General features: G+C 59.4%; 25 protein-coding genes. 11 read left to right on the top strand and 14 right to left on the bottom strand.

Going from position 1 to position 24,923, the window contains the following annotated elements:
* Positions 1-182: 182 nt before the first annotated feature.
* Together SynMITS9220_RS12245 and SynMITS9220_RS12250 are read left to right on the top strand one after the other, a co-directional pair.
* Positions 183-317: a photosystem II protein Y gene (locus tag SynMITS9220_RS12245; protein ID WP_186992221.1), complete on the top strand. Its 135-nt coding sequence runs from the start codon at positions 183-185 to the stop codon at positions 315-317.
* 145 nt (positions 318-462) lie between these two features.
* On the top strand, positions 463-855 hold the full coding sequence (locus tag SynMITS9220_RS12250; RefSeq protein ID WP_186989558.1) for a ferredoxin: 393 nt from the start codon (positions 463-465) through the stop codon (positions 853-855).
* A gap of 5 nt (positions 856-860) precedes the next feature.
* On the opposite strand, the gene SynMITS9220_RS12255 is transcribed toward SynMITS9220_RS12250, so the two are convergent.
* From SynMITS9220_RS12255 to menA, 4 genes are all read right to left on the bottom strand, one after another.
* Entirely contained in the window at positions 861-1,595 is a 735-nt protein-coding gene (locus SynMITS9220_RS12255) for a phycobilisome rod-core linker polypeptide (RefSeq protein WP_186989560.1), read from the bottom strand.
* Between the two features lie 387 nt (positions 1,596-1,982).
* Positions 1,983-3,248, bottom strand: coding sequence for an AMP-binding protein (locus SynMITS9220_RS12260; RefSeq protein ID WP_186989562.1), 1,266 nt, complete (start codon positions 3,246-3,248; stop codon positions 1,983-1,985).
* Positions 3,248-4,225 (bottom strand): o-succinylbenzoate synthase, encoded by a 978-nt coding sequence (locus SynMITS9220_RS12265; protein WP_186989564.1) that lies wholly within the window; start codon positions 4,223-4,225, stop codon positions 3,248-3,250. Before SynMITS9220_RS12265 ends, SynMITS9220_RS12260 begins: the two co-directional genes overlap by 1 nt.
* A gap of 4 nt (positions 4,226-4,229) precedes the next feature.
* Entirely contained in the window at positions 4,230-5,195 is a 966-nt protein-coding gene (gene menA, locus SynMITS9220_RS12270) for a 2-carboxy-1,4-naphthoquinone phytyltransferase (protein ID WP_186989566.1), read from the bottom strand.
* A gap of 69 nt (positions 5,196-5,264) precedes the next feature.
* On the opposite strand from menA, the gene SynMITS9220_RS12275 reads away from it, so the two are divergent.
* Positions 5,265-6,671 (top strand): isochorismate synthase MenF, encoded by a 1,407-nt coding sequence (locus SynMITS9220_RS12275; protein WP_186989568.1) that lies wholly within the window; start codon positions 5,265-5,267, stop codon positions 6,669-6,671.
* A 17-nt stretch (positions 6,672-6,688) separates the two neighbouring features.
* On the opposite strand, the gene gshB is transcribed toward SynMITS9220_RS12275, so the two are convergent.
* Complete coding sequence (gene gshB / locus SynMITS9220_RS12280; protein WP_186989571.1) at positions 6,689-7,612, bottom strand: glutathione synthase; 924 nt, start codon at positions 7,610-7,612, stop codon at positions 6,689-6,691.
* Between the two features lie 23 nt (positions 7,613-7,635).
* Positions 7,636-7,890, bottom strand: coding sequence for a glutaredoxin 3 (gene grxC / locus SynMITS9220_RS12285; protein ID WP_186989573.1), 255 nt, complete (start codon positions 7,888-7,890; stop codon positions 7,636-7,638).
* A gap of 132 nt (positions 7,891-8,022) precedes the next feature.
* Between grxC and prfB the strand changes: the two genes are divergently transcribed.
* The 6 genes from prfB (at position 8,023) to SynMITS9220_RS12315 (ending at position 11,780) form a co-directional block, all read left to right on the top strand.
* Positions 8,023-9,151 (top strand): peptide chain release factor 2 gene (prfB, locus tag SynMITS9220_RS12290; protein WP_186989575.1). Its coding sequence is split into 2 segments (ribosomal slippage): positions 8,023-8,097 and positions 8,099-9,151, totalling 1,128 coding nucleotides; the frame shifts between segments, so codons are not numbered across the junction.
* Positions 9,152-9,153: 2 nt separating this feature from the next.
* Complete coding sequence (locus tag SynMITS9220_RS12295) at positions 9,154-9,354, top strand: DUF3285 domain-containing protein (RefSeq protein WP_186989577.1); 201 nt, start codon at positions 9,154-9,156, stop codon at positions 9,352-9,354.
* Entirely contained in the window at positions 9,351-9,947 is a 597-nt protein-coding gene (gene ybeY / locus SynMITS9220_RS12300) for an rRNA maturation RNase YbeY (RefSeq protein WP_255483119.1), read from the top strand. Before SynMITS9220_RS12295 ends, ybeY begins: the two co-directional genes overlap by 4 nt.
* Positions 9,925-10,398: a diacylglycerol kinase family protein gene (locus SynMITS9220_RS12305; protein ID WP_067096161.1), complete on the top strand. Its 474-nt coding sequence runs from the start codon at positions 9,925-9,927 to the stop codon at positions 10,396-10,398. The genes ybeY and SynMITS9220_RS12305 overlap by 23 nt, the downstream gene beginning before the upstream one ends.
* Positions 10,399-10,401: 3 nt before the next feature.
* Positions 10,402-11,010, top strand: coding sequence for an aminodeoxychorismate/anthranilate synthase component II (locus tag SynMITS9220_RS12310; RefSeq protein ID WP_186989579.1), 609 nt, complete (start codon positions 10,402-10,404; stop codon positions 11,008-11,010).
* Between the two features lie 89 nt (positions 11,011-11,099).
* The gene (locus SynMITS9220_RS12315; protein WP_370594400.1) at positions 11,100-11,780 is read left to right on the top strand and encodes an MBL fold metallo-hydrolase; all 681 of its coding nucleotides are present in this window, start codon (positions 11,100-11,102) and stop codon (positions 11,778-11,780) included.
* 8 nt (positions 11,781-11,788) lie between these two features.
* On the opposite strand, the gene SynMITS9220_RS12320 is transcribed toward SynMITS9220_RS12315, so the two are convergent.
* Positions 11,789-12,892, bottom strand: a complete 1,104-nt coding sequence (locus tag SynMITS9220_RS12320; protein WP_186989583.1) for a histidinol-phosphate transaminase — start codon at positions 12,890-12,892, stop codon at positions 11,789-11,791.
* A gap of 109 nt (positions 12,893-13,001) precedes the next feature.
* Between SynMITS9220_RS12320 and SynMITS9220_RS12325 the strand changes: the two genes are divergently transcribed.
* Positions 13,002-14,699, top strand: coding sequence for a protein adenylyltransferase SelO family protein (locus tag SynMITS9220_RS12325; RefSeq protein WP_186989585.1), 1,698 nt, complete (start codon positions 13,002-13,004; stop codon positions 14,697-14,699).
* A 27-nt stretch (positions 14,700-14,726) separates the two neighbouring features.
* Here SynMITS9220_RS12325 and SynMITS9220_RS12330 read toward each other — a convergent pair whose 3' ends face one another.
* The 4 genes from SynMITS9220_RS12330 to mnmE form a co-directional block, all read right to left on the bottom strand.
* Positions 14,727-15,698: an asparaginase gene (locus tag SynMITS9220_RS12330; RefSeq protein WP_186992223.1), complete on the bottom strand. Its 972-nt coding sequence runs from the start codon at positions 15,696-15,698 to the stop codon at positions 14,727-14,729.
* Positions 15,699-15,724: 26 nt separating this feature from the next.
* Entirely contained in the window at positions 15,725-17,512 is a 1,788-nt protein-coding gene (argS, locus tag SynMITS9220_RS12335) for an arginine--tRNA ligase (protein ID WP_186989587.1), read from the bottom strand.
* A 30-nt stretch (positions 17,513-17,542) separates the two neighbouring features.
* Complete coding sequence (gene nadC / locus SynMITS9220_RS12340; protein ID WP_186989589.1) at positions 17,543-18,421, bottom strand: carboxylating nicotinate-nucleotide diphosphorylase; 879 nt, start codon at positions 18,419-18,421, stop codon at positions 17,543-17,545.
* 87 nt (positions 18,422-18,508) lie between these two features.
* Complete coding sequence (mnmE, locus tag SynMITS9220_RS12345; RefSeq protein WP_186989591.1) at positions 18,509-19,870, bottom strand: tRNA uridine-5-carboxymethylaminomethyl(34) synthesis GTPase MnmE; 1,362 nt, start codon at positions 19,868-19,870, stop codon at positions 18,509-18,511.
* A 76-nt stretch (positions 19,871-19,946) separates the two neighbouring features.
* Between mnmE and SynMITS9220_RS12350 the strand changes: the two genes are divergently transcribed.
* On the top strand, positions 19,947-20,402 hold the full coding sequence (locus SynMITS9220_RS12350; RefSeq protein ID WP_186989593.1) for a DUF2062 domain-containing protein: 456 nt from the start codon (positions 19,947-19,949) through the stop codon (positions 20,400-20,402).
* 134 nt (positions 20,403-20,536) lie between these two features.
* Here SynMITS9220_RS12350 and SynMITS9220_RS12355 read toward each other — a convergent pair whose 3' ends face one another.
* From SynMITS9220_RS12355 to SynMITS9220_RS12365, 3 genes are read right to left on the bottom strand one after another with little or no spacing between them, the layout of a single operon-like run.
* Positions 20,537-21,361, bottom strand: a complete 825-nt coding sequence (locus SynMITS9220_RS12355) for a class I SAM-dependent methyltransferase (protein ID WP_255483121.1) — start codon at positions 21,359-21,361, stop codon at positions 20,537-20,539.
* 8 nt (positions 21,362-21,369) lie between these two features.
* Positions 21,370-22,572, bottom strand: coding sequence for a cyclic nucleotide-binding domain-containing protein (locus SynMITS9220_RS12360; RefSeq protein WP_255483122.1), 1,203 nt, complete (start codon positions 22,570-22,572; stop codon positions 21,370-21,372).
* Positions 22,553-24,883 (bottom strand): bifunctional (p)ppGpp synthetase/guanosine-3',5'-bis(diphosphate) 3'-pyrophosphohydrolase, encoded by a 2,331-nt coding sequence (locus tag SynMITS9220_RS12365; protein WP_186989595.1) that lies wholly within the window; start codon positions 24,881-24,883, stop codon positions 22,553-22,555. The genes SynMITS9220_RS12360 and SynMITS9220_RS12365 overlap by 20 nt, the downstream gene beginning before the upstream one ends.
* Positions 24,884-24,923 lie beyond the last annotated feature (40 nt).

The raw sequence follows: 24,923 nt of genomic DNA on the forward strand, positions 1-24,923 counted from the left end.
AAAGCTCTTGCTCATCTCAGAGCGAGGCGTGACAGACCCCCGAGGCCGATGGCGACACAATTGCGACATCGGCAAGTTCAAGAATCGGCGCACAAATCAGCCATCTGCAACGCGTGCAGCCGTCAAAGAACACTGAAAAACTTTGCACCAAAGCTAATTTGTGGGTCATTTTCTTAATCCCGATGGATTTGAGAATTCTGATCGTTGCGTTGCCAATTCTTCTTGCCCTGAGCTGGGCCGGTTACAACATTGGCAGAGCTGCAATCGGCCAGCTTCAGAATGCGATCAAGCAATACAAAACCAATCAAACCTCCTAAAAAAATTCAACATCTGTATACCAACAAACCATTCATCACCCCTTAATCATTGAAGTTCTTCCTCAGCATTGTGAATATTTCAAGCCTCTTCATTGAGAATAGATTTTTTAGTTTCTCAGTTCGGAAGTGAAATAGCACAGATACGATGTTTGACACCTCTGCGGCATTTACAGCACCTTCAGACGTTGAAACAAGGTTTGAAACGACCTTTGAAACTACTGCTGCTTTTACCGCACCGTCTCATAACATCACGTCACCATCAGGTTTAGAGCCTTGTCTTGGTGGCGAACTGAGATTGCAAGCAATCTGGGTCGATGAAAAAGTCTGCGTCGGATGTCGATACTGCGCTCACGTGGCAACGAACACCTTTCTGATGGACGAAGACACTGGTAAGTGTCGAGCAATTCGCCAGGACGGCGATTCAACAATGGTGATTAACGAAGCAATCGACACCTGCCCCGTGGATTGCATTCACTGGATTAGCTTCGAGGAATTGATTGAAAAGAAAAAGGAAGCAATGATCAGAGCTGCTTATTAAGCAAATCACCCGACAACAAAAATACTTGTAAAGACTTTTACAATCCCAACAACAATTAAACCGGAAAGGATCACAAAAGACGGAATGATGTATCGGAACGCTTTATCTGAAGGACGTTCATACAAAACTTTCTCAGCGAACGACTTGGTCGGCCCGAAATTCAGATGATCTTCAATCGACATCATCATGTCGTTTGAAATCAACTTTTCCTGCCAATCATAAGAATATCGAGGAAATTCCTGATAAACAGGAGCCTCTCCAACAGCACGCCCAGGCAAAACTCTTGAAATCTCCAGTGGCACGGTGTCGTAACCAAACCTCTGCATGTACTCCTCACTATTGAGGACGAGATCAACAAAAGACTCAAATCCTTTCTCAGCGATAACAATCGAGTAAGTTAATTTTTCGCTGTTGTCTCGTACCTTGCGCCCTAAAGCTCTACCGATGACCTGCTCGACAAGTCGATAGTTATTGCTACATGACACATAACCGCGCATGAAACGGTCTGACAGCAACAGACCACGAATAAAATCTCTGACCGTGATTGAACCGTTTCTAAGCTGAGACTCGAGATAGCGATCCCTATCGCTACTCATTGCATGAAAATAAATCTGGCGATAACAGCGATTAATTACATCACCAGCGTTATCAACAACATCCCCTTCAATTGAGGGAGCAGCGATTGTGCTCACACGTATGTTTTGAGAGGTAGGCCGAAAGGGCCGAAGGGGAACCGGCAACGAAGAAACCCAGCAAAACTCAGAAAATTACCCTAAGAGTTTGTCGATATGCCAGGGGGAGAAACGGCAAACTAATTCACAATTCAGGCATCACTCCAGGGGCGTGGAATTAATTTGATACGAGCATCTGTGGCAAAGAGAACGTGTCCCTTTTGCGATTTCTGTGCTGGACCCATCAGCAGAGAAAAGGTCCGAGGCATCAGCGCATGCTGAATGCCCTGGTCACAGATCAGACATGAGCCATTGCCACCACAAGCTCCAATCGCTCAACTGGCAAATCCGTCAGGCATGCGGCAGTTGCCAGTGAATGAAATGAAACCGGTCCACCCCAAAAGTGATATTCACAACGAAACGATTGAGCAGACAATGCATCACTGAGCCACACATTCAGGGGTACTGAGTTAACGACTGAGCTGATTGATGTGCGCTCAACCAGTTCTGCCAACGCGCACGCTCCCACTTCCCTGAAGCAGAGCATTCCAGTTCCTGGCACTGAATCCAATGCAGAGGGCGTTCCGGTGCAGGCCATTCGGCCACCAAACGGCGTAAGCGGTCGAAACCATCCGAGGACACATCAGCAGACGACCAGCGAACAAGAGCCACCAGTCGTTCACCCCATTCACGATTGGCCAACCCCAGCAACAGCACGGCATCGAGCGGTAGTCCTTGCTTGCGGGCTTCGCTCAGAAGCCTCTGCTCAAGCTGTGAGGGAAACACCGTGACCCCACCTGAATGGATGGCGTCATCGATGCGTCCCAAAAGATGCAGCTGGGGATCCGTTGAAGAACCCTCAAGTGCCGCCAGATCAGCGGAATGCCACCAACCATTGGCGTCCGACAGTGCACGGAGGCCGCCCGTGCCATCAAGCCTGGCCACAGCCAGGCGGTCGCAGTGCACCGCCAGAGATCCCTGCTGATTCAGTCGCAGACGCACACCATCCAAGGGTCGTCCACAACCAGCTTCTCCCACCAGAAAATCAAGCGGCGCCTGGGCCGTCACCATCGCCGCTGTCTCCGTCGCGCCGTAACAGGGGGCAAGCCTGATGCCCAAGTCGCGCGATTGATCGGCCAGATCGGTTGGCAAGGCAGCACCACCAACCCAGATCACCGCCATCTCACCCAACCAGGAGCAACCACAGGGATCAGCCAGCAAACGCCGCAGCTGGGTGGGCACCAGCGAGAGCAGCATTGGACGCCGTTGCCAGCCGGGATGCTGAAGGCTGTGCTTGAGAAGCGAAGCCGGCTGTTTGATCAAGGAGGGGGAGATCCAGGCGTGATCTGCGCCCCACTGGCGGGCACGCCACCAAGGCATCAGACCGCTCACATGCTGAAACGGCAGAGGATTCCAAACCAGAGTTGAGGCTGGCTCCAAACCAATCGTCTGCAGCCACGACCCGCAGGCCTGGGCCGAGCGGTCCAGATTCGACAAGGGATGAAGACAGAGCTGTCGTCCACCGCTGCTGCCACCCGTTGACAACACCACCCCTGGCCCAGGAGGCCAATCAATGCCATCAACATCCGGAACTTGGCACTCCGGCTGAACTCCTGAAGGGAGCAGACGCACCCAAGCGCCATCGGCCAGGCCTGCCTCGAGAGTCGCAGCAGCCTGACCAGGCTGGGCAGGGTCACAGCGCAGATCCCTCAAACGGCTCATCAGCAGCCCAGCGCAGCCGCGGCCCACACCTGCTCAGGATCAGAGCTGAACAGGCGACCTTCAGGGCACCAACCTGGAGCCAGCCCTGGAGCCACGGGCGTGGGGCCTCGCTGCTGAAGCCCTGCCATCAATGCCAGCCAGCGAAAGCCGATCCCCGTTTCGAAGACGGTGCTGAGCATCAGCCGCGGCCGGCCTTCCTGCAACTGGCGCAACAGGAGTCTGGGATCTCCTTCCAATAGGGGGCGCCGCACCTGCCAGCCCTGCCACTGCTCCCGCAGAGCCGGATGCTTCAGCAGCGACTCATCCAGGGCGACAGGAACCCGCTTCGCCAAATCCTGCAGGCCTTGCAGATCGTCCACTGCCAGTGGCTGCTCCAGCCAGTCCAGACGGGGATCTCCCTCCAGAACTCCAGCCCATCGATCCGCCTCAGTCCGATCCCAGCCGGCATTGGCGTCCAGACGCAGATGAGCCTCGGGCGGCAGCCGGTCCAGAAGCCTGGAGAACAACAACCATTCCTGATCCAAGTCTGTGGCTGCCACCTTCCACTTCACAGTGAGGGGCTCACCCGCTGGATGCGTCACCAGCAATTGGTCCAGCATCGGCAGCATGGCCGGCCCAGCGGGCAGCAGACAGGCCGAACCCGGGGCAGGGAGCCAGGCCTGAACCACACCATCCAGCTCCGCCAGCGAAGCACCGAGCGCAAAGCCAACTTCAGCCGGCAGCGTCGGCAGCAGCGCTTCGAGCTGATCTCGCTCGCACTGCACAACCCCGGAGTTCTGCCATCGCGTTAGAGCTCTTGCGCAGACAGGACGCTGTTCTGGATCCAGCGGAGCCACTTCGCCCCAGCCCACCCGGCCGGAGAGCGCACAGGTCAGACGCAACAACCAACCCTCACGCTGCTGCCAAGCACCTGAAGCGGTCCGCAGCGGACGCAACAGGGAATAGGCATAGGAGCGGATCGCCAGTTGCAGCGTCATGGACTCAACCCGGCAGCAGAACAGGGGAGCCAAACCATGGACCCAGGCCTAGACCGATGCTCAGGCCGAGGCCATTCAGAGCCTGAAATCGCAAGGCCAGAAACTTGCTGCCTGTGATCCGTTCAGGCTCGTGATGATGCGTGCGAAGCAAGCGGATCAACGAGAAGGCCGCCGGTAACCCCAAGGCTCCCAGCAGAGCGGTGAGTGGCCAGTCGCCATGCAGCACAGGGGCCCATTCCAGAGCGAGGGTGCCTGCAACGAACCACGGCACCAAGGATGCTGCCCGCGCAGTACCCAGGCGCACGACTGGAGACTGCTTGCCATGCGCCGCATCCTGCTCAACCTGATGAAAATGCGAGCAGAACAACACCAAAGTTGTCGCCAGAGCAGGGCCGGAGCCGAGGACTAAAGCGGCGTCCCAGGGCACGACATCCGTTGAAGGGGAGATGACCAACAACGCGGCTGCAGTGGCGAAGGGCCCAAAAGCGAGCCAACACAGCGGTTCACCCAGGCCCTTGTAGCCGAGACGGAAGGGAGGTCCCTGGTAGAGATACCCGAGACCACAGCTCACCAGCACCAGCACCAGCACTGCAAGACTGCTCCTGAGTGCAATCCACAGCATCAGCATCAGTCCGATCAGCAGAGCAAGCGTGGCCAGCTGCTGAACAGGACGTGACCGACCGACCAGCGCCACGACCGAATGGGGCTTGCCCTGGTCATCGACGCCGGTCTCGGCATCAAAGAGGTCGTTGCTGAGGTTCTCCCAGATCAGCAGCAGCACCGCTGCCAACAGAAAAACGAAGCCCTGGAGCCAGCGCACCGGAAAGCCTGAACCCAGTCGCCATCCGGCCGCAAGCAGCACGGGCATCACCGCAACGGAGTACATCGGCCACTTGATCGCTGCCTTCCAGAGACGCCGGCGGTCATCGCCGCGGGAGTGAAGGGTTGCAACAGCCTGTGGATCTGGCATGGACTGGACTCGTGGAGCCCTCTTCAAGACTCATACATTTGAGCAGTAATCCATCGTCCTGCCGTCAAGATGTCGGCCGCGCCCCACGACAGTTCACCTGCGGTGCACTTCAGCGACCTGCTGGAGGGTGCGATGCGCGTGTGGGATCAGCGCCAGATGGACGACGGAGTCTTTGGCTTGGCAGTACCGCTGCAGGGGCTGGATCCACTGCTGCAGCTTGCTGATCTCGATGATGCCGATCCGTTCCGTTTCCTCTGGGATGGTGCACCAGGCCTTTGTCTTGCTGCAGCCGGCCGCTGCCATCACCTGGAGATGTCAGGTCCCCGTCGATTCGAACTGGCTCAGCGTTTCAGTGACATCACGCTCGGACGCATCCTCGAGGGAACGCCTGAAGCACCGGCTCAGGCCCGCTCGCGCATCCTGCTGGCCTTCTCCTTCTTCGAGCAGAGCGGAGAACTCCAGCCCCAGGGCAGCATGCCCTCGGTTCAGGCCGTTCTGCCTCGCTGGCAACTCAGTCGTCATGGACGGCACGGCTGGCTGCGTCTGCACGGCATTGCGCAACAGGCGAGTGATGTGCGCTCACTCGCGGAGTCGCTCTGGCTGATGGCAGAGAAGCTGCAGTCTTGGAGGAGCTGGCCAGGCCAGAGCTCCGGCAATCTGAGCGGCAGGATCACACCCGGCGACTGGGAACGGCGCTACACCACGGCGCTTCAACGAGGCCTGGAACTGGTGAACGGTGGTGAACTGCACAAGCTGGTTCTCGCCGTGCGCCACTCGGTGAGCCTGACCTCACCTCTGGACCCCTTGCTGTTGCTGAAACGCCTGCGCTACCAGCAAGCAGGCAGCTGCCGGTTCCTCTGGCAACGCAACCAGCAGGACAGCTTCTTCGGCGCTTCACCTGAGCGACTGCTGAGCTTGCGCAATGGGCAGCTGCGTTGCGATGCGCTTGCTGGCACTGCCGGACGCAACGACCACGCCACCTCACTGCTCAACTCCGACAAAGACCGGCGCGAGCATGAACTGGTGGTGCAGGCAATCACCGAGCATCTCAGCGCCCAAGGACTGCAGCCACGACGTCCGCGCAGTCCACAACTGGCCAGACACGGCCAGCTGATCCATCTGCATACCCCCATCACGACTCCGGCTCCGGGCCAATCGCCTCTTGCTCTGGCAGGTGTGCTCCATCCCACTCCAGCTGTGGCAGGCCTGCCCAGACGCGAGGCCATGAGCTGGTTGCGGAGCCTTGAGCCATTTGATCGTGATGGCTATGCAGCACCGATCGGCTGGATCGACAGCGCTGGGGATGCGGAACTGCGTGTGGCCATCCGCTGCGGCCATGCCCGCGGCACCCAGCTCGACCTCACGGCTGGAGCTGGACTTGTGCGCGGCTCAGTGGCCGAACGTGAACTGCAGGAAGTGGGGCTCAAGCTCACCGTGCTCGCCGATCAGCTGGATCTGGTATCGGGGGGCCGTTAAGAAGCGCAATTCTGTGATCAGAGCAGATCGCGCAGACGAGAGATCACCTGATCAGCCAGGGGCTGATTCATCAGTCGTTCCACCTCTCGGATCCCAGTGGGGCTGGTGACATTGATCTCGCTCAGCATGCCGCCGATCACATCGATGCCCACAAAAAACAACCCTTCGGCCCTCAGAGCAGGCGCCAGGGCTGCACAGATCTGGCGTTCCCGCTCACTGAGTTCTGTCGCTTCCGCTTGACCACCAACCGCCAGATTGCTGCGGAATTCTCCAGCGGCTGGCCGCCGATTGATGGCACCCAGCGGCTCACCATCCACCAACAAGATGCGCTTATCGCCCTCGCTCACAGAAGGAAGAAAACACTGAGCCATCACGGGCAGACGTTCCTGCTCTGTGACCAATTCCAGAAGAGCCTTGAGCCCAGGAGCCTGGGAAGAGACCCGGATCACTCCCAAACCTGCACGACCTCCCAGGGGTTTGAGCACGATCTCGCTGTGCGCTTGAGCAAACGACGTCAGCTCACTCACCCTGCCGGACACGAGTGTGGGGGCCATCCAGCGACTGAAACGCAAAGCGCCGAGCTTTTCATTCCAGGTGCGCAGCGAGTCGGGGCGGTTGAGAACACGAACCCCTGCCCGTTCTGCGACATCGAGAAGGTGGGTGGCGTAGAGATAGGCCTCATCAACCGGAGGGTCCTGGCGCATCCAGATCACCTGGAACGTGGCCAGCGGCAGCCGTTCTCGCTCGCCGGCAGTGATCCAGGGCTCAGGCTGAACCGGCATGGCCATCGCCAGAGGTTCATCACCAAGCGCGATCAGATCAGCCGGAGTACACGCCCAGACCTCCAGCTCAGACCTGGCGGCGGCCTGCATCAGCGCAGCGGTGGAATCCTTGGAGGGATTGATCCGATCCAGCGGATCCAGCACAAACAGGTGACGCATGAGCAGCGGTCCGGTCAGAGAACTCAGGAGAGCAGCGCGTCAAGTTCACCGGCACGCTCCAGAGCATGCAGTTCATCACAACCACCAATGTGTCGGTCGTCGATGAAGATCTGAGGAACGCTGCGGCGGCCATCGCCTCGGGCCGCCATGGCATCGCGAGCCGGCTCATCACCATCAACGGAAAACTCGGAGTAGAAGACGCCCTTGCGATCCAACAGCTGTTTGGCTCTGATGCAGAAAGGGCACGTCTGCCAGGTGTAAATCTCGACGCTCGGCATGGAGCCTTCATGACGGGACATCGATCTTATGCAGGCGCTCAGCCTGCAAACGGCGGGTGACCTGAGCATCCCGAACGGGAAGAGCCGAGATTCCGCACTGATAAGGTCGCGAAATCCGTTCAACGCACACCGTTGCTCGACCTCACCGACTTCAAGCGCGACCTCTCCGAGCTCACTGATCGCCTGGGCAATGCCCAGGACTGTCTTTGACGTTCCTGCACTGAACGCCAGACAACAAGACCTTGAGCAACTTGCTGCCCAGCCTGACTTCTGGGATGACCAACAGAACGCTCAGAAGCAAATGCGTCGCCTCGATGAGGTGAAGGCGCAGCTGCTGCAGTTAACGACCTGGCAGGGAGCTGTGTCCGATGCCCAGGCCACGCTCGAGCTCTATGACTTGGAGCCCGATGACGACATGCTCGCCGAGGCCCAGGGGGGCCTGGACCAACTGCGCAAAGATCTCGACCGCTGGGAGCTGGAGCGCCTGCTCAGCGGTGAGTACGACAAAGAAGGAGCCGTGCTCTCGATCAATGCCGGAGCTGGCGGCACAGATGCTCAGGACTGGGCCCAAATGCTGCTGCGCATGTACACCCGCTGGGCTGAAGACCATGACATGAAAGTCACGGTGAATGAGCTCAGCGAGGGCGAGGAAGCAGGAATCAAAAGCGCCACGATTGAAATTGAAGGGCGCTACGCCTACGGATACCTGCGCAATGAGAAAGGCACCCATCGTCTGGTGCGCATCTCTCCCTTCAACGCCAACGACAAGCGTCAGACCAGTTTCACAGGCATCGAGGTGATGCCGAAGCTCGAGGAGGAAGTCGAACTCGATATTCCCGAGAAAGACCTGGAGGTCACCACCAGCCGCTCGGGCGGCGCAGGTGGACAGAACGTCAACAAGGTGGAAACCGCCGTGCGCATCCTGCATGTGCCCACTGGACTGGCTGTGCGCTGCACCCAGGAGCGGTCCCAGCTTCAGAACAAGGAGAAAGCCATGGCCCAGCTCAAGGCCAAGCTGCTGGTGATCGCCCAAGAACAACGGGCCGCAGAGATCGCCGACATTCGAGGCGACATCGTGGAGGCCGCCTGGGGCAATCAGATCCGCAACTATGTCTTTCACCCCTATCAGATGGTCAAAGACCTGCGCACCCAGGAGGAAACCAACGATGTACAGGGCGTAATGAACGGCGATCTCGACCCCTTCATCCAGGCGCTGCTGCGCCAAGGTGTCGACAGCCCCGGACAGGATGAGGACAGCTGACCATGAGCTCAAAGGCCGACGACATCGAGACTTCGAGCAACAGCACTCCGACCACGCCACCTCCCAGCTTCGTGAAGCAGGCCATGCGCAACATGGTCCGCAAAGGCAGCAAGAGCCTGCTTCATCTAGGACTCACGGCAGCAGGGTTCATCGGCTTCATTCTTGTGGTCGCCTGGCTGGGGCGTCCAACGCTGCCCCAGTGAGCAGCGCACGGGCTTTTGCCATCGATCTGGCCTTCACCCCAGCGGAACAGCAGCTGATCCAGGCCGCAGAAGGAACAGAGGCCCATCAGCGTCTCAGCCAGGGAGACACCTGGGCCGCAACCCTGGATCTCTGGCTGCAACACCTGATCAGCATCGGTGGCGACACCACTCCCAGACAATTGCTGGGCTGTGAGGAAATTTGTCTCGGTCTGCAGTTTGTGGATGATGCCGAGATCACCGCTTTGAACGGACGCTGGAGAGACAAGCCCAGGGCCACCGATGTGTTGTCTTTTTCAGCCCTGGAAGCGGACATGCCTCCTGACGGCAGCTCCAGCGTTGAGCTGGGAGACATCATCGTGTCGGTCCCAACAGCAGAGCGTCAGGCGCTCGAGCAGGAGCACAGTCTGGAACGAGAGCTCTGCTGGCTGGTGAGCCACGGGCTGCTGCATCTGCTGGGATGGGATCATCCCGATGATTCGAGGCTGGAAGCGATGCTGCAATGCCAGGAGCAACTGGTTGCCATGGCCGGTATCGTTCAATCCCACGGTGAGATCAACTGTGAATCAGCAGATGAAATCACTCCGGACCCCTGACGATGGAGCTCCGTTGAGCGAGGAGATCAGCCAGCGCAGTACCCGACGTGCCCACCACGCTGCCCACAGAGGAGCCTGGAAAATCGCTGGCGACCTGCCGTCCAGCTTCCGCTATGCGGCTCAGGGACTGGGTTATGGCTTCATCAGCCAACGCAACTTCCGCATCCACCTGGGGATCGGCAGCGTTGTGTTCTTCCTGGGGCTGTGGCTTGAGTTACCAGCGATTCAGTTGGCCGTGCTGGTCTTGACTGTGGCGGCCGTGCTGGTGCTTGAGCTGCTCAATACAGCCATCGAATCTGTGGTGGATCTGGCCATCGGGCGGCGCTTCCACCCTCTGGCCAAAGTCGCCAAGGACTGTGCTGCAGCGGCGGTTCTGGTGGCAGCGATCAGTTCTCTTGTGATTGCTCTGCTGCTGGTGCTTCCGCCCCTGATTCTTCGCCTCGGCCTCTAAGCGATGCTGCTTGTCATTGACAACTACGACAGCTTCACCTTCAACCTGGTGCAGTACTTCGGCGAGTTAGCGGCTCAACACCCTCTAGCCGAGGATCTGCGTGTGGAACGCAACGATGCGCTCAGCGTTGCCCAGATCCGCGACCTCAGTCCCGATGCCATCCTGTTGTCGCCTGGGCCCGGAGATCCTGACCAAGCGGGGGTCTGCCTGGATGTGCTGAAGGAGTTATCACCCAACATTCCCACTCTGGGTGTCTGCCTGGGCCATCAGGCTCTGGCTCAGGCCTACGGGGGCAAGGTCGTGCGGGCGGCAGAACTGATGCATGGCAAAACTTCCCCGGTGTTGCATCGCGGTGAAGGCGTCTTCGCGGGACTGCCTCAGCCCCTCACCGCCACCCGCTATCACAGCTTGATTGCTGATCGCAGCAGTCTTCCGGACTGCCTGGAAGTCACTGCATGGCTGGAGGACGACACCGTGATGGGACTGCGTCATCGTGAGCATCACCATCTCCAGGGCGTGCAGTTCCATCCGGAAAGCGTGCTGACGGAGGCAGGACACAACCTGCTGGCCAACTTCCTACGTGTGGCTGAAGGACGCATTCAGCACTGCTAGCTTCCTGAGCCAGCAGGCATTCCCCCATGACCGTTTTCCTGAACAGACAGGGTCCTGGGCGGGCCATCGCCTTCCTGGCCGCATCCGCCATGGTGAGCGGAATCAGCTGCAGCGCTGTGCAGGCCGCAGGCGTTTCAATCACCAGCTATGGGCACAGCGCTCTGCTGATTCGTGGCGGCGGCCAGTCGGTGCTGGTGAACCCCTTCCGGGCCGTGGGCTGCGCTGCGGGACTCGCAGAACCGCGCGTCAGCGCCAACTTGACCCTTGCTAGCTCCGAACTCCCGGATGAAGGCGCACGGATTGGTGGTGGGACCTACCTCTCCAAGCCGGGTTCCTATCGCGTTGGCGGCATGGACCTGGAGGGATTTTCCGCTCCGCATGACCGCATGGGAGGACGTCGTTTCGGCAACGCCACGATCTGGCGCTGGCAGCAGGGAGGCTTGAGCTTTGCCCATCTGGGAGGAACGGCAGCCCCACTCAGCGGTGAAGACAAGGTGCTGTTGGGTCGCCCAGATGTGCTGATCATCGGCGTTGGAGGCGGAGCAAAGGTGTACAACGGCGAAGAAGCCGCTGAGGTGGTGAGGCAGCTGAATCCACGCCGGGTCATCCCCGTGCAATACGTGAATGGAGAGGCTCCGAGCGGCTGCGACCAGGGTGGGGTCCAGCCCTTTCTGGATGCGATGAGCGGAACACAGGTTCGAAAGGTTGGACCCAGCCTCTCGCTGCCTAGCAACCTGAACGACAGCACAGTGATCGAGGTGATGCGCTGAGGGGCCAATCAGCGCTCAAGCGTTCGGTAACACTCCCAGAACCTCTGCATTTGCGCCTGGGTGCCGATGCTCACGCGCAGAGAACCATCGAGCTGCGGCTTGCCGGCCATGGAGCGCACCAGGATGCCGGCACTGCACAGCTTTTGCTCCACCTCTTCGGCCGATCGCCGCGGCCATACCAGCAGGTAGTTACCTCCGTCGCAATGGAAGGCGGCACCAGCTTGCGTTAATTCCGTTACGAGATAGTCGCGAGCGCGTAACACCTCAGCCACATAGTGATCGGTGTAGGCCTGGTCAGACAGCGCAGCGAAAGCCGCCGTCACGGCAAGGCTGTTCACGTCGTAAGGACCGGTCACGCGGCAGACCCGATCGACCACATCGGCATGCCCGAACGCGAAACCGATGCGCAAACCCGCGAGTCCAGATGTCTTGGCGAGGGAACGCAGCACCAACAGATTGGAATGCAGCCCGAAATCGACCGTCGGCAACACGCTGTCTCCCGTGAAGGCCTCATAGAGCTCATCCACCACCACGAGCGTGTCGGGCGCGGACGCCGCCAACTCCAGCACATGCTCCACCGACAAGCGTGTACCGGTGGGGTTGTTGGGATTGCAAAGCATCAAAATCCGTGGTCGTCGCTCAAGAGAGTCGCGGATCTGCTGCAGCGGAAAGCGAAAACCTGGCAGGACATGGGGCACTGCTTCGACGACCATCCCCTGCATCCCGGCGCAAGGGGCGTAATAACCAAAGGTGGGACTTGTGGTGAGCAGGGTGTCTCCAGGGGCGCCATAGGCGTGAATCACCGCATGAATCGCTGCATCCACACCGTTGAAGAGCCCCACCTGTTCGATGGACAGGGGATAGGCGAGCCCGGCCGACGACGCCTGCAGATTGGCGATCACGGCCTCACGCAACCCGTCGTATTCCGGATAGACCGCAATCTGATCCGCCGGAAAGGCCCGCAGCGCCTCAGCAACCGCCGGGCTGGGACCAATCGTGTTCTCGTTGAAATCAAGCCGAAGCAAACCACGGCGCCCTTCCAGCGGTGCGCTGTATCCCCTGAGGCGCTCAACCTCAGGGCGTGCTGAAGGCGAAGGAATCGGTGCGGTCATACCCATCAACCTTGCCAACGAAGGTCAACCAACAAGCTATCGACCTCCATCTCATCCCAACAGTCGTGGCAATCATGCCGATGATGGGAACACTGCAGTCACCGGCCTGATGCCAGCCAGCTCAAGCGCATCCTCCTCAACAGACACATTCGCCGCGTTCGCGGAACACGTCGATTACTCCTTGCTGAGCCAACTCACACCGGATCCCGAAGCCACCGTCAACGGACACGATCACCAGGTGCGTCAGGTGCGATCTGGGCACTACGTGCCGGTTACACCAACACCTCTGCCAGCACCGCAGTACGTGGCACACAGCAACGAGCTGTTCAAAGAGCTGGGACTCAGTGATCAGTTGGCAGAGGATGACGGCTTCCAGCGATTGTTCTCCGGCGACATCAGCGTGAGTCGCGAGCCGATGCTCCCCTATGGATGGGCCACCGGTTATGCCTTGTCGATTTACGGCACTGAATACGATCAGCAATGTCCATTCGGCAATGGCAACGGATACGGCGACGGTCGTGCCATTTCCATCTTCGAGGGTCTCTTCCAGGAACGTCGCTGGGAAATGCAGCTAAAGGGCGGTGGACCAACGCCCTATTGCCGTGGCGCTGACGGTCGTGCCGTGCTGCGCTCCAGCGTGCGCGAATTTCTGGCCCAGGAGTTCATGCATGCCCTGGGGGTTCCCACGTCTCGCTCGCTGACGCTCTACGTCTCCCACGACGAGAACGTGCGTCGACCCTGGTACTCGGGCAACTCGCCATCGATGGACCCCGACATCCTGGTCGACAATCCAGCCGCGATCACCACACGCGTGGCGCCATCATTTCTACGCGTGGGTCAACTCGAGCTGTTTGCCAGACGCACCCGCAACAACAGCCACCCCAAGGCATTGAGTGAGCTGCAGATGATCGTGGAGCACCTCATCGATCGGAATTACCACGCGGAGATCGAGCCATCGTTGCCATGCAACGAACAGGTGGTGGAGTTGGCCAGGCTGTTCCGCGGACGCCTAACGGCATTAGTTGCTGACTGGATCCGTGTGGGGTACTGCCAGGGCAACTTCAACAGTGACAACTGCGCTGCCGGAGGGTTCACCCTTGATTACGGACCCTTCGGATTCTGCGAACTGTTCGACCCACGCTTTCAGCCCTGGACCGGTGGTGGCATGCATTTCAGCTTCTTCAATCAGCCGGCGGCGGCAGGCAAGAACTATCAGACGTTCGTGTCAGCCCTGAAACCGTTACTACAGGATCACCCGGAAGCCATGACTCGCCTCGAGAGCCTTGAGGAGGGGTTTAAAGCCGCGATGCAGGAGGCTCTCGACAGCATGTGGCAACGCAAGCTTGGCCTTGCCGACCACTCCCCAGAACTGGTGGGAGAGCTCCTGCAGTTATGCGTCGACTCAGCCGCGGACTACACGATGGTGTTCCGAGAGCTCTCAGCCATACCTGAACAGGTGGCAAACCTGAAGCGGAGCTTTTATCGACCCAGCGATCACCAGATTGATCAACGCTGGATGAATTGGTTGCAACAGTGGCGACATCAACTGGAACGCAACTGCGACCTGAGCGAGACATCCAGATCCATGCAGCTCACCAATCCCGCCATCACATGGCGTGAATGGCTGATTGCACCGGCTTATGAACAAGCAGCTCATGGTGACTACAGCCTGGTGCATGAGCTGCAGAAAGTCTTCGCCAAACCCTATGAATCCTTGCCTTTGGAATTAGCGGCCCGCTACGACCAACTGAAACCGGAGGAATTCTTCAACGCCGGAGGCATCTCTCACTACAGCTGTTCCTCATGAGCCACGGTCAAGCCAGGCAAGCAGCGTTCAGATCAAGTTGGAGAGTTGGGCCCTGTCCAATCCAGCCATCAGAGCCAGCAACAACAGCACGCGCGCTTTCTGGGGACTGAGCCGCCCGGCGGGCAAAAGGCCAAGACGGGCAAATTGCTCATCACCATGCACCGGCCCGGAACCACAGCGATTAGCCCTCAGCATGAGCGGCAGCGGCCCTGGCCAGTCTTCAAGAGCGCAGCGTTCAAGCGCCGATAGCTGGCCAGCCCCAGTGCCCGTGAACACCAGACCCCGGACGCCGGCCGAAAGCAGGGCAGGAATCAGGGCCGATGGAGGCTCGACGCAACCATGCAGGATCGCCACCTGGGGCCAGGTCTCGGCAAGCTGAAGGCCTGAGAAAGGAACAGGACGTGCTGGCTGCTCTGGAGGCAGGTGCACCCCCGCATCATCCACCCAACCCAAGGGGCCGACACCAGGGCTTTCAAAGGCACCAACCCCCTGAGTGGCGACCTTGGTGACCTCGCAGGCTGCATGGATCCAGCCATCCATCACCACAAGCACCCCCTGCCCACGGGACTCCGGCGCTATGGCCACCTGCATAGCCTGAAACAGATTGAGCGGACCATCAGCACTCAGTGCCGTTGCAGGCCGCATCGCCCCCACCAGAACCACCGGACGCGGGTCATCGATCAGCAACTGCAGCAACCAGGCGGTTTCCTCCAGCGTGTTGGTGCCATGGGTGATCACCACCCCCGCCAGATCAGGATCGACGGTCAACGCCTCGCGGATGCGCGCCACCAATCGGTGCCAGTGATCAAACGTCAGATCAGCACTGTCGACGTTGGCGATCTGCTCCACCTCAATTGCAGCAAGCTGCTTCAGCTGGGGCAGCGACTGCAACAACTCCTCAGCAGGGATGACGCCTGCTGAGTAGTGATTGAGGGAGGTCACGTCACTCGCTCGGCCGGCGATGGTGCCACCGGTGGCCAACAACAGGAGACGAGGCAGAGAGGAGACGCTCACTGGGGAACCACTCACATCCTCTCCAGAGTTGAGATTCCCAGCAGACCGAGTCCTGTTTTCAGCGTATCAGCGCTGAGACGGCAAAGGGCTAGACGCGAGGGCAGCGAAGCGGCGTCGGCCTTGAGCACCGGCACCTGGTCATAAAAGCGGTTGAACACCTGACTGAGCTCGAACAGATAGCTGCAGAGTCGATTGGGAAGTAGCTCCTCCTCCACCTCGGCAATCACGGCATCGAACTTGAGGAGTTCACGCACCAGAGCCCACTCCTGAGGCTCACTGAACTGCAGCTGAGCCGTTGAGACATCCAGATCACCACCCTTGCGGGCGATGCCGGCGATCCGCACCAGTGCATAGAGCAGGTAGGGAGCCGTATTGCCCTGGAGGGCCAGCATCCGATCAAACGAGAACTGGTAGTTGGTGATCCGGTTCTGACTGAGGTCGGCATATTTCACCGCCGCCAGGCCAACAGTGCTGGCCACATGATTGATGAAGTCTTCAGGCTCACTGCGCTCTTCGTCCTGGAGGCGCGAACGCAGGTCAGCTTCAGCGCGCTCCACCGCCTCATCGAGCAGATCGCGCAGACGCACGGTGTCACCGGCCCGGGTCTTGAGCTTCTTGCCGTCTTCTCCCTGCACCAACCCAAAGGGCACATGCTCCAGGCGAGAGCCATCGGGAATCCAGCCAGCCCGTTCGGCCACCTGGAACACTCCCGCAAAGTGATTGGCCTGACCGGAATCGGTCACGTAGATCACCCGGCGGGCTGCATCACCATCGGGAGCTGCAGCGAACCGATAACGAATCGCCGCCAGATCGGTTGTGGCGTAATTGAAGCCCCCATCACTCTTTTGCACGATCACCGGCAGCGGCTTGCCGTCCTTGCCGCTGACCCCTTCCAGGAAGACGCACTCTGCCCCGTCGTCAGTGACCAGCAGATCGACCTGCTTCAGCCCATCGATCACCGCCGGTAGGAAGGGGTTGTAAAACGACTCACCTCGTTCGCTGAGGCGAATGTCGAGCCGGTCGTAGATCTTCTGGAACTCGCGCCGCGACTGGTCACACAGGAGCCCCCAGGCTTTAAGCGACAGAGAATCCCCTCCCTGCAGCTTCACCACTTCCTCGCGGGATGTGATCTGAAACGCCTCGTCGTCATCAAAGCGTTTTTTGGCCTCCCTATAAAAGGCCACGAGGTCACCGAGGTCGATGGCATCGGCGGTCTCGAGCGCTTCAGGAGCCACCTGCTTGAGATGGGTGATCAGCATCCCGAACTGGGTGCCCCAGTCGCCCACATGGTTCAGCCGCAACACCGGGTGCCCACGAAACTCCAGCACCCGAGCCAAGGAGTCGCCGATGATCGTGGAGCGCAGATGCCCCACATGCATCTCCTTGGCGATGTTGGGACTGGAGAAGTCCACAACCACCGGCGCAGCACCCTGGGCAGGCGGCACGCCAAGCCGCTCATCGCCCAGGCGGGAGGCCACTTCCGCAGCCAGGCGCTCGGGTCGGATCGTGAGGTTGATGAAGCCAGGCCCAGCGATCTGCGGCTCCAGGCACAGCTCGGAGAACGCCGTATCCGCTTCCAGCTGCTCGACCATGGCCGTGGCGATCTGACGAGGCGCCTGCTTCAGCGGCTTGGCCAGTGGCAGAGCACCGTTGGACTGGAAATCCCCGAATTCGGGCTTGCTCGCTGGCGCCAGCTGAGGGTCCAAGCCAGCTTCCCCCGCCTCAGCCCAGGCCTCGGGGAACGCCCGTTGCATCGCACCGCGCAACTGTGTTTCAAGGGCGTTGGCGATGCGGAGCATGGACGGATCAATGGGCTTAGCAAGCCCTGATCATCCCCCGGCAGGTGCGAAACGCATACTCAGATCCAGCCAGCAGCTGCGCGTGACCGGAGCACTGGTGGAAATCAGATCGATGCCTGTGGCGGCATAGGCACGCAGATCACCGGGTTGAATCCCGGAGGCTTCGAGGACCACAGCCCCGGAGCCAGCCCGCTCCACCGCCAGCTGGCGCAACCTGGGCACCAAGCTGATCAGCTGCTCAGGCGTGAACTCATCCAGCAGCACAGCATCGGCTCCGGCAATTACGGCATTCGAAGCTTCCTGCTCCGTTTCCGCTTCCACAATCACCCGCGCCGGCCATGGAGCTGAGGCCCGCACAGCGGCAATCGCCGCTTCAACGCCGCCCGCCCAGGCCAGATGGTTTTCCTTGAGCATGGCGGCGTCATCCAGGCCCAGTCGATGATTGACACCCCCACCCATGCGCACGGCGTACTTCTCAAGTTCGCGCAGGCCTGGTGTCGTCTTGCGCGTGTCGGCAAGGCGCACACCGCTTCCCTGCAGTTCTCTCACCAGGGCCGCTGTGGCCGTGGCGATGCCAGAAAGACGCATCGCCAGATTCAGCGCCGTCCGTTCAGCCCCAACCAAGGCAGTGGCCTGACCGTCGAGTCGGAGCAGCTTGTCACCGGACTGCACCGCAGCACCATCGGGCACCAGGCACTCGGCCTCGAGCTTGGGATCCAACAGGCGAAACAGCTGTAGAGCAAGGCTGCCACCGCAGAAAACACCCTCCTGCTTCGCGATCCAGCTCGCCTGAGCCCGCCGTCCGCTCAGGGCCGGTGCGGTGAGATCGCCGCGGCCAAGATCCTCTGCCAGCCAGTGCTGAAGTTGCGCCTGAAGCCGGGGTGTCGTTAAAGGCTGCTCAACGTTCATCACTGCGGAACCACCCGCTCATAGGCCTGGATCCATCATGCGGGCACGACGGTTCGGGCCAGACCTGCAGCGCTTTATTGACCAACTTCATTTGCCAATGCAAAAGCGGGAAAAAATACGATCCAGAACTGATTCTGTGAGCTCTTCTCCTGTGATCTCGCCAAGGCTGTGAATGGCCTCACGCAGGTCAATCGTCCAGAAATCCCAGGGCAGTCCATCAGCGGCAACCTGCTCACTGCGATCAAGAGCAGCGGCCGCCATCCGTGCCAAATCAGCCTGTCGTTGGTTGAGCGCCAGCAGCAGGGAGCCGTCGCTGAGTGCGCCGCAACGCTCCAGAAGAGCCTGCACCAGCTGCGCTTCGCCAACACCTGTCACCGCAGAAAGATGCACATCGGCCGGAGCCGCAAGATCACTGAGATCAGCCTTGTTTCCCACCAGCAGATGGGGCACATCAACTGGGATCTGCTCTCGCAGCAGCTGATCCTCAGCGGTCCAGCCGTCAACGAGATCAAACAAAAGCACGACCAGGTCGGCACTGGCCAAAGCGTCGTGGCTGCGGGCAATGCCGAGCAGCTCAACGGCATCGTTGGTGCTGCGGATGCCGGCGGTATCGAGCAGCGTGATCGGAACGCCCTCCAGCACGATTTCGCTTTCCAGCAGGTCTCTTGTGGTTCCAGGCAGATCGGTCACGATGGCTCGCTCCCGCCGACTCAGCCGATTCAGAAGTGAACTCTTGCCAACGTTAGGCCTGCCGACGAGCGCCACACGCAGCCCCTGACGCAGGGCGATACTGCGCTCCCCATCCGCCACAAGTTGCAGCAGCTCGTCACGCACCGATTGCAAAGCTTTCAGCAAGGCCGGGCCATCGAGAGCTGGCAGATCCTCTTCAAAATCAACGCGGGCCTCCAGCTCACTGAGCTGATCCAACAGTCGTTCGCGCAACAGCTGGATCCGGCGCTGAATGCCGCCATCCACCCCCGCCATGGCCAACTGCGCAGCACGCTGACTGCGGGCAGCCACCAGATCACCGATCGCCTCAGCGCGCGTGAGATCGAGGCGCCCGTTCAGGACGGCTCTCTGACTGAATTCACCGGGCAATGCACGGCGAATCCCTGGCTGCTCGAGCACACGGGCCATCACCCGCTGCACTGCCATCACGCCGCCATGGCAGTGGATTTCCACCACGTCTTCAGCGGTGAAACTGCGCGGGGCCAGCATCAACAGCACCAGCACCTCATCGAGTCGCTCCACTCCATCGGCTGCCATTACGTGGCCGTAAAGCACCCGATGGCTCTCCCACAGCTGTGCACCAGGGAAGCAAGTGATCTCGCTCACCGCCCGTTGAGCATCAGGTCCTGACAGGCGAATCACCGCGATGCCGCCCTGGCCGGGCGCCACTGCTGTAGCCACGGCAGCAATCGTTTGCCTCTCCAGGTTGATCTCATGCATCGCAGTGCTACATCAGCCCCTACCCCACTCCCTACGATCACATCCTCCATGCGATGCGAGAACCGCCGACACTCCCATGGGCCGGATGCTGAGAAAGGCACATCGACGCCTGCAGCGAAGTCTGCAATGGATCTGGCAACAGGAAGGCACTCCAGGACAGCGCGCCCGTGGACTCGCAGCCGGCATCTTCTGCGGCTGCTTTCCGATTTTTGGCTTGCAGACACTGGTGGGAATCGCCCTGGCCAGTGTGGTGCGCGGGAACCATCTGCTGGCAGCCGCTGGCACCTGGATCAGCAATCCCTTCACCTATCTGCCGCTTTACTGGTTCAACTACCAGATCGGGGCTCTAATGCTCGGCCCGGGTCGCGCATGGCCAGGCTTCGACGCCCTTCAGCAGGATGGCTTCAGCCAATTGGGTTGGAGTGTGATCAGCCGTTTGCTGCTGGGCTCCAGCATCACAGGGGCCATCTGCGCGGCGCTGGGCTGGTGGCTCAGCCTGCGTTGGCTTCACCAGCAAGAGCGCAAACGCTGAATCTTGTCCGTTGAATCATCAAAGAGACGATCACGCCAGGTCAGCAACAGTTTCAGGGTCATCCAATTCATGGACTCGAACGCCGAAGTCATACCCACGCTCCGAACATCTCACTCACCAGCTCGAAGAACTCATCATTCAGAACTGACTTCACCAGTTGCCAGAAAGACTCCAACCAATGCCCAGGCATCGGGGGCATCAATGAGGGCATCCGCATTCGCAAGCGTTCTCAACGCAGCCTCGAGCTCATCACCTTGAAGCAGAAGTCGCTTGAAACCGAGAGTGATGTCAAGAAATGCCCTCATCCCCAACTGACGCGAGGTGATCGTCTCGACATTCAGGTGAACATTGACGAAGCCCGACTGCTGCATCAGCCTTCCAAGTTCACGGCCGATGCGTCGGTTTCCACCCTGCTTGGCCTGGGCTCGTGCCGCAGCCTGGGTGAAAGCACGAAACCCTTCAGGCTCCGGGACCAGAGTGAGCCAGTCGTCATCGATATCCATGATGCAAAGACAACCTCCGGGTTTCAGCAATCTCCGCACCTGATCGAGTGCCTTACTCGGTTGGTCAAGATGTTGAAAAAGAAGCCTTGCGTAGATGAAATCAAAACTGGCCTCTGGCAGTGGAGGTTGATAGACATCACCCCGCACGAAGTGGATGGTGTTCAGGCCGACGGCAACTGCTTCAGACTTCGCCTGCTCCAGCAGTGCCTCATTGAGATCCATCGCGGTGACACGACTGGATGGATGACTCTCAGCGATCAAACGCGTGATCACGCCAGGACCACAGGCAAGATCAAGTACATCAAGACCGTCTTTCAGACCCATGCGCCGAAGCAGCTGAAGTTCAAGCTCAGCAGATCGTCGAGCCTGCAACTGCAGGCGCTCCAGCTCTCCACTCTCTTCTCCCAGAGCAGCGAAGTCATAGGAGCCTGCGGAGGAATCGGACTGCATAGCCATGTATGAACTCAAGGGGATTGACTGAGCTGCCACAAACGATCTGTGGTTGTCGACAGACGCTCTGAAAGCACCATCGACAAATTACGCAGCATCAGCGCTGCCGCCTCGGGATGGGATCGGATGGCACGACGAAGAAAGTTCTGAGTCAGCACCAGGACGCGCAGGGAAGTGACTGCCACGACATCGGCACTGCGGCGCTGACGGCCGAGAAAGCCCATCTCTCCGAAAACCGAACCGGTCCGAAGCAGGGCAAGTGAAAGGCGCTCACCGTTGTCCTTCTGACGCCAAACCTCAGCGACCCCCTCCAGAACAACGAATAAATCCTGCTGGGGATCTCCCTGCCTCACCAAACGATCACCTGCCTGGCATGACAAAACAGTGCCTGTTTTCAGCAGTGCTCTCACCTGATCGTCCTGCATCCCCTGGAAAAGAGGAATCCCATTGTTCTGATCGCAGAGAGCGGCACCCACCTCATCCCAAAATTGATCCGGCTCCACCAACCGGTGATTCAACCCCTGATACGTCGCGCACAGCCTGGAGAAGAAGGCTCCATCACCCCAGCGATCCTCAGCGACTCGAGCATGGGGATGACGCATCAGAGGAGAGCGACTGATCTTCAGATGTGAGCCATCGTTGAGAGCCAGCAACATCGGCACCTGATAGCCAATCCCTGGCCAGTCAACCCCGGAGCAGAAACGCCGGTATCCCAGTTGCTCATAGAACTCCACCAAGCCTGGATTGGCGTGGCAGAGATCCAGACGGATTCCAGCCTGGATGGCATCTCCGTAACAGCGGTTGAACAGCAGTCCAAGCGCCGTGCCACCTCGGCACGCCGCCTGAACCATCAATCTCGAGGTGTAGGACATCGACTTCCAAGAGACATGCTCTAACAAGGGCATCAAAGCCCTTGCCATCACTCGGAGCTGACTGTCGGGGTCATCGAGATCACCAAGCAGATTCAGGCGCAGCGTGCCGACCAATTTGCCCTCAGGATCACGAAGGCCATACAACCGAGCCGCTATGTCGAGGGAGTCACGAATCCAGCGACGACGATGATCCGCATCTGGAGGAGACTTTCCCATCTCCTCCACATAAATTTCATATCGCAAGGAAAAGATCTCTTCCCGCTCCTCCTGAGACTGCGCCAGCACGACATGAACCTTGCCAAGGTCCGTCATTGCACTGAGGTCTTCACTGACCGGTTCGTGCAATGTCGATCACATCCGCCATAGAACGGATCTGATGCATAGTGCGCTGCAACTGATCAGCGCTGGCCAGCTCCAGCCGCAGATCTATACACGCCGGTCTTCCATGAGTGGTCTTGACACGGGCATCACTGACGTTGATGCATCCATCGGAGAGTCGCATCAGGATGTCCTTGAGGATGCCTACACGATCGATCACCTCAATGCGCAACTGGGCCGGAAACCGCTGACTTTTGCTCGCCAAAGCAGGATTCCAGCGCACAGGTAGTCGCCGTTCACTCGGAATCGCCTGCACGTTGGAGCAATCCTGACGATGCACAGTGATCCCGTGGTTGCCGAGGGCAACCGTGCCCAGAATCGGCTCTCCAGGAAGGGGACTGCAACAACCACCCAGACGGTAGTCGAGCCCTTCCACACCGAGGATCGGATCCTGTTGCTCATGAGTCGAGCGGGGAGTGGTGGTTTCGGCCTGCTGCACCAGCTGGCGGGCCACATCCTCATTGCTGAGCGGAGGCTCCGCGATCGTGGCCTGCAAGCGGATCTCCTCTCGCAGCCGATTGAGCACCTGATGCAGGGTGACGGCTCCGAAACCGAGGGCTGCAAGCAAGTCTTCAGTACTGAGGAGGTTGCATCGCTCTGCCACTCGCGTCATCGCATCACTGCTGAGCAGGGAGTCGAATCCGCTGCGACCAAGCTCACGCTCGAGCAGATCCTTGCCGCGCTCGATCGTTTCATCGCGATGGCTGCGCTTGTACCACTGACGGATGCGATTACGCGCCGTGGGTGTCGCCACGAAGTTGAGCCAGTCGAGGCTGGGATGCGCCGTCTTGCTCGTGAGCACATTCACAAAATCACCGTTCTGAAGCGGCGTCGACAGTGGAGAGAGTCGATCGTTAATGCGCACGCCATGGCAGTGGTTACCCACTTCCGAGTGAATGCGATAAGCAAAATCCACGGCCGTCGATCCCTTGCGCAAACCCAGCACGTCGCCTTTAGGAGTGAAGACGAACACCTCTTCATCGAAGAGATCTTCCTTAATCGAAGCGAGGTAGTCGTTGTGGTCGTCAGCTCCCCCCTCCTGCTGCCAATCAACAAGCTGCCGCAACCAGTTGAAGCGTTCTGTGTCTCCACCAGCGGCTGGTGAACCGCCCTCCTTGTATTTCCAGTGCGCGGCGATGCCGAACTCCGCCACCCGGTGCATGTCCAATGTTCGGATCTGCACTTCGATCGGACGATGACGTCCGATCACAGCCGTATGCAACGACTGATAGCCATTGGGCTTGGGCAAACCGATGTAGTCCTTGAAGCGCCCGGGAATGGGGCGGAAGGTGTCGTGAACAACCGCCAGAGCCCGATAACAAGCCTCAACACTGGGGGTGAGAATCCTCAGGGCCGCCACGTCGTAAATCTCGTGGAAGGCTTTTTGCTGCCGCTGCATCTTGGTCCAGATGCCGAAGAGGTGCTTGGGACGGCCACTCACCTCACAGTTCTCAAGCCCGACAGCTGCCAATCGATCACTGAGCAACTGAACGGTGACTCCTAAACGTTCCTCGCGCTCGCTGCGCTTGGTCGCAACTTCCTGCTGAATCTCCCTGAAGGCATCCGGCTCGAGCAACTTGAAGGACAGATCCTCCAGCTCCCATTTGAAGCGACCGATGCCAAGCCGATTGGCCAAAGGTGCATAAATCTCCCGCGTTTCACGGGCGATGCGCTGGCGCTTTTCCTCGCGCAACGCCCCAAGCGTGCGCATGTTGTGCAAGCGGTCTGCAAGCTTGACCAGCACAACTCGGATATCGCTGGCCATAGCCAGGAACATCTTGCGCAGGTTTTCAGCTTGAGCCTCAGTGCGATTGGTGAAGTGAAGACCTCCAAGCTTGGTGACTCCCTCCACCAGTTCCCGGACCTCCGGCCCGAAGTGACTCTCTAGCTGCTCAGGGGTAACGTCCGTGTCCTCCACCACATCGTGGAGGAAGCCTGCAGCAATCACACTGGCGCTGGCACCGATATCCCTGAGCAGATCAGCCACCGCCACAGGATGAACGATGTAAGGGTCCCCACTGGCTCGGAACTGGCCCTCATGCAGCTGAAACGCAAAATCGAAGGCCGCTGCGAGCAAAGCCTCTGAATCGGTGGGACAGCTATGACCAATTCCTGGCGGCACGTGATCGATGCACTCACGCAACCAGCCAGGCAGGTCAATGCCGTAATCGTCGGCTGAACGGATGGGCCGATCTCGCAGAGCCACCAGACCACAAGCCGGTGCAGCGGATCCGTTTCGGATCTGCACTTCAACCGTCTCGGAGGTGGCGTTGAGCATCCGACCCGACAGGTGAATCCATGGTATGTAGCCATGAGCA

The organism is Synechococcus sp. MIT S9220 (assembly GCF_014304815.1).
Taxonomy (GTDB): domain Bacteria; phylum Cyanobacteriota; class Cyanobacteriia; order PCC-6307; family Cyanobiaceae; genus Synechococcus_C.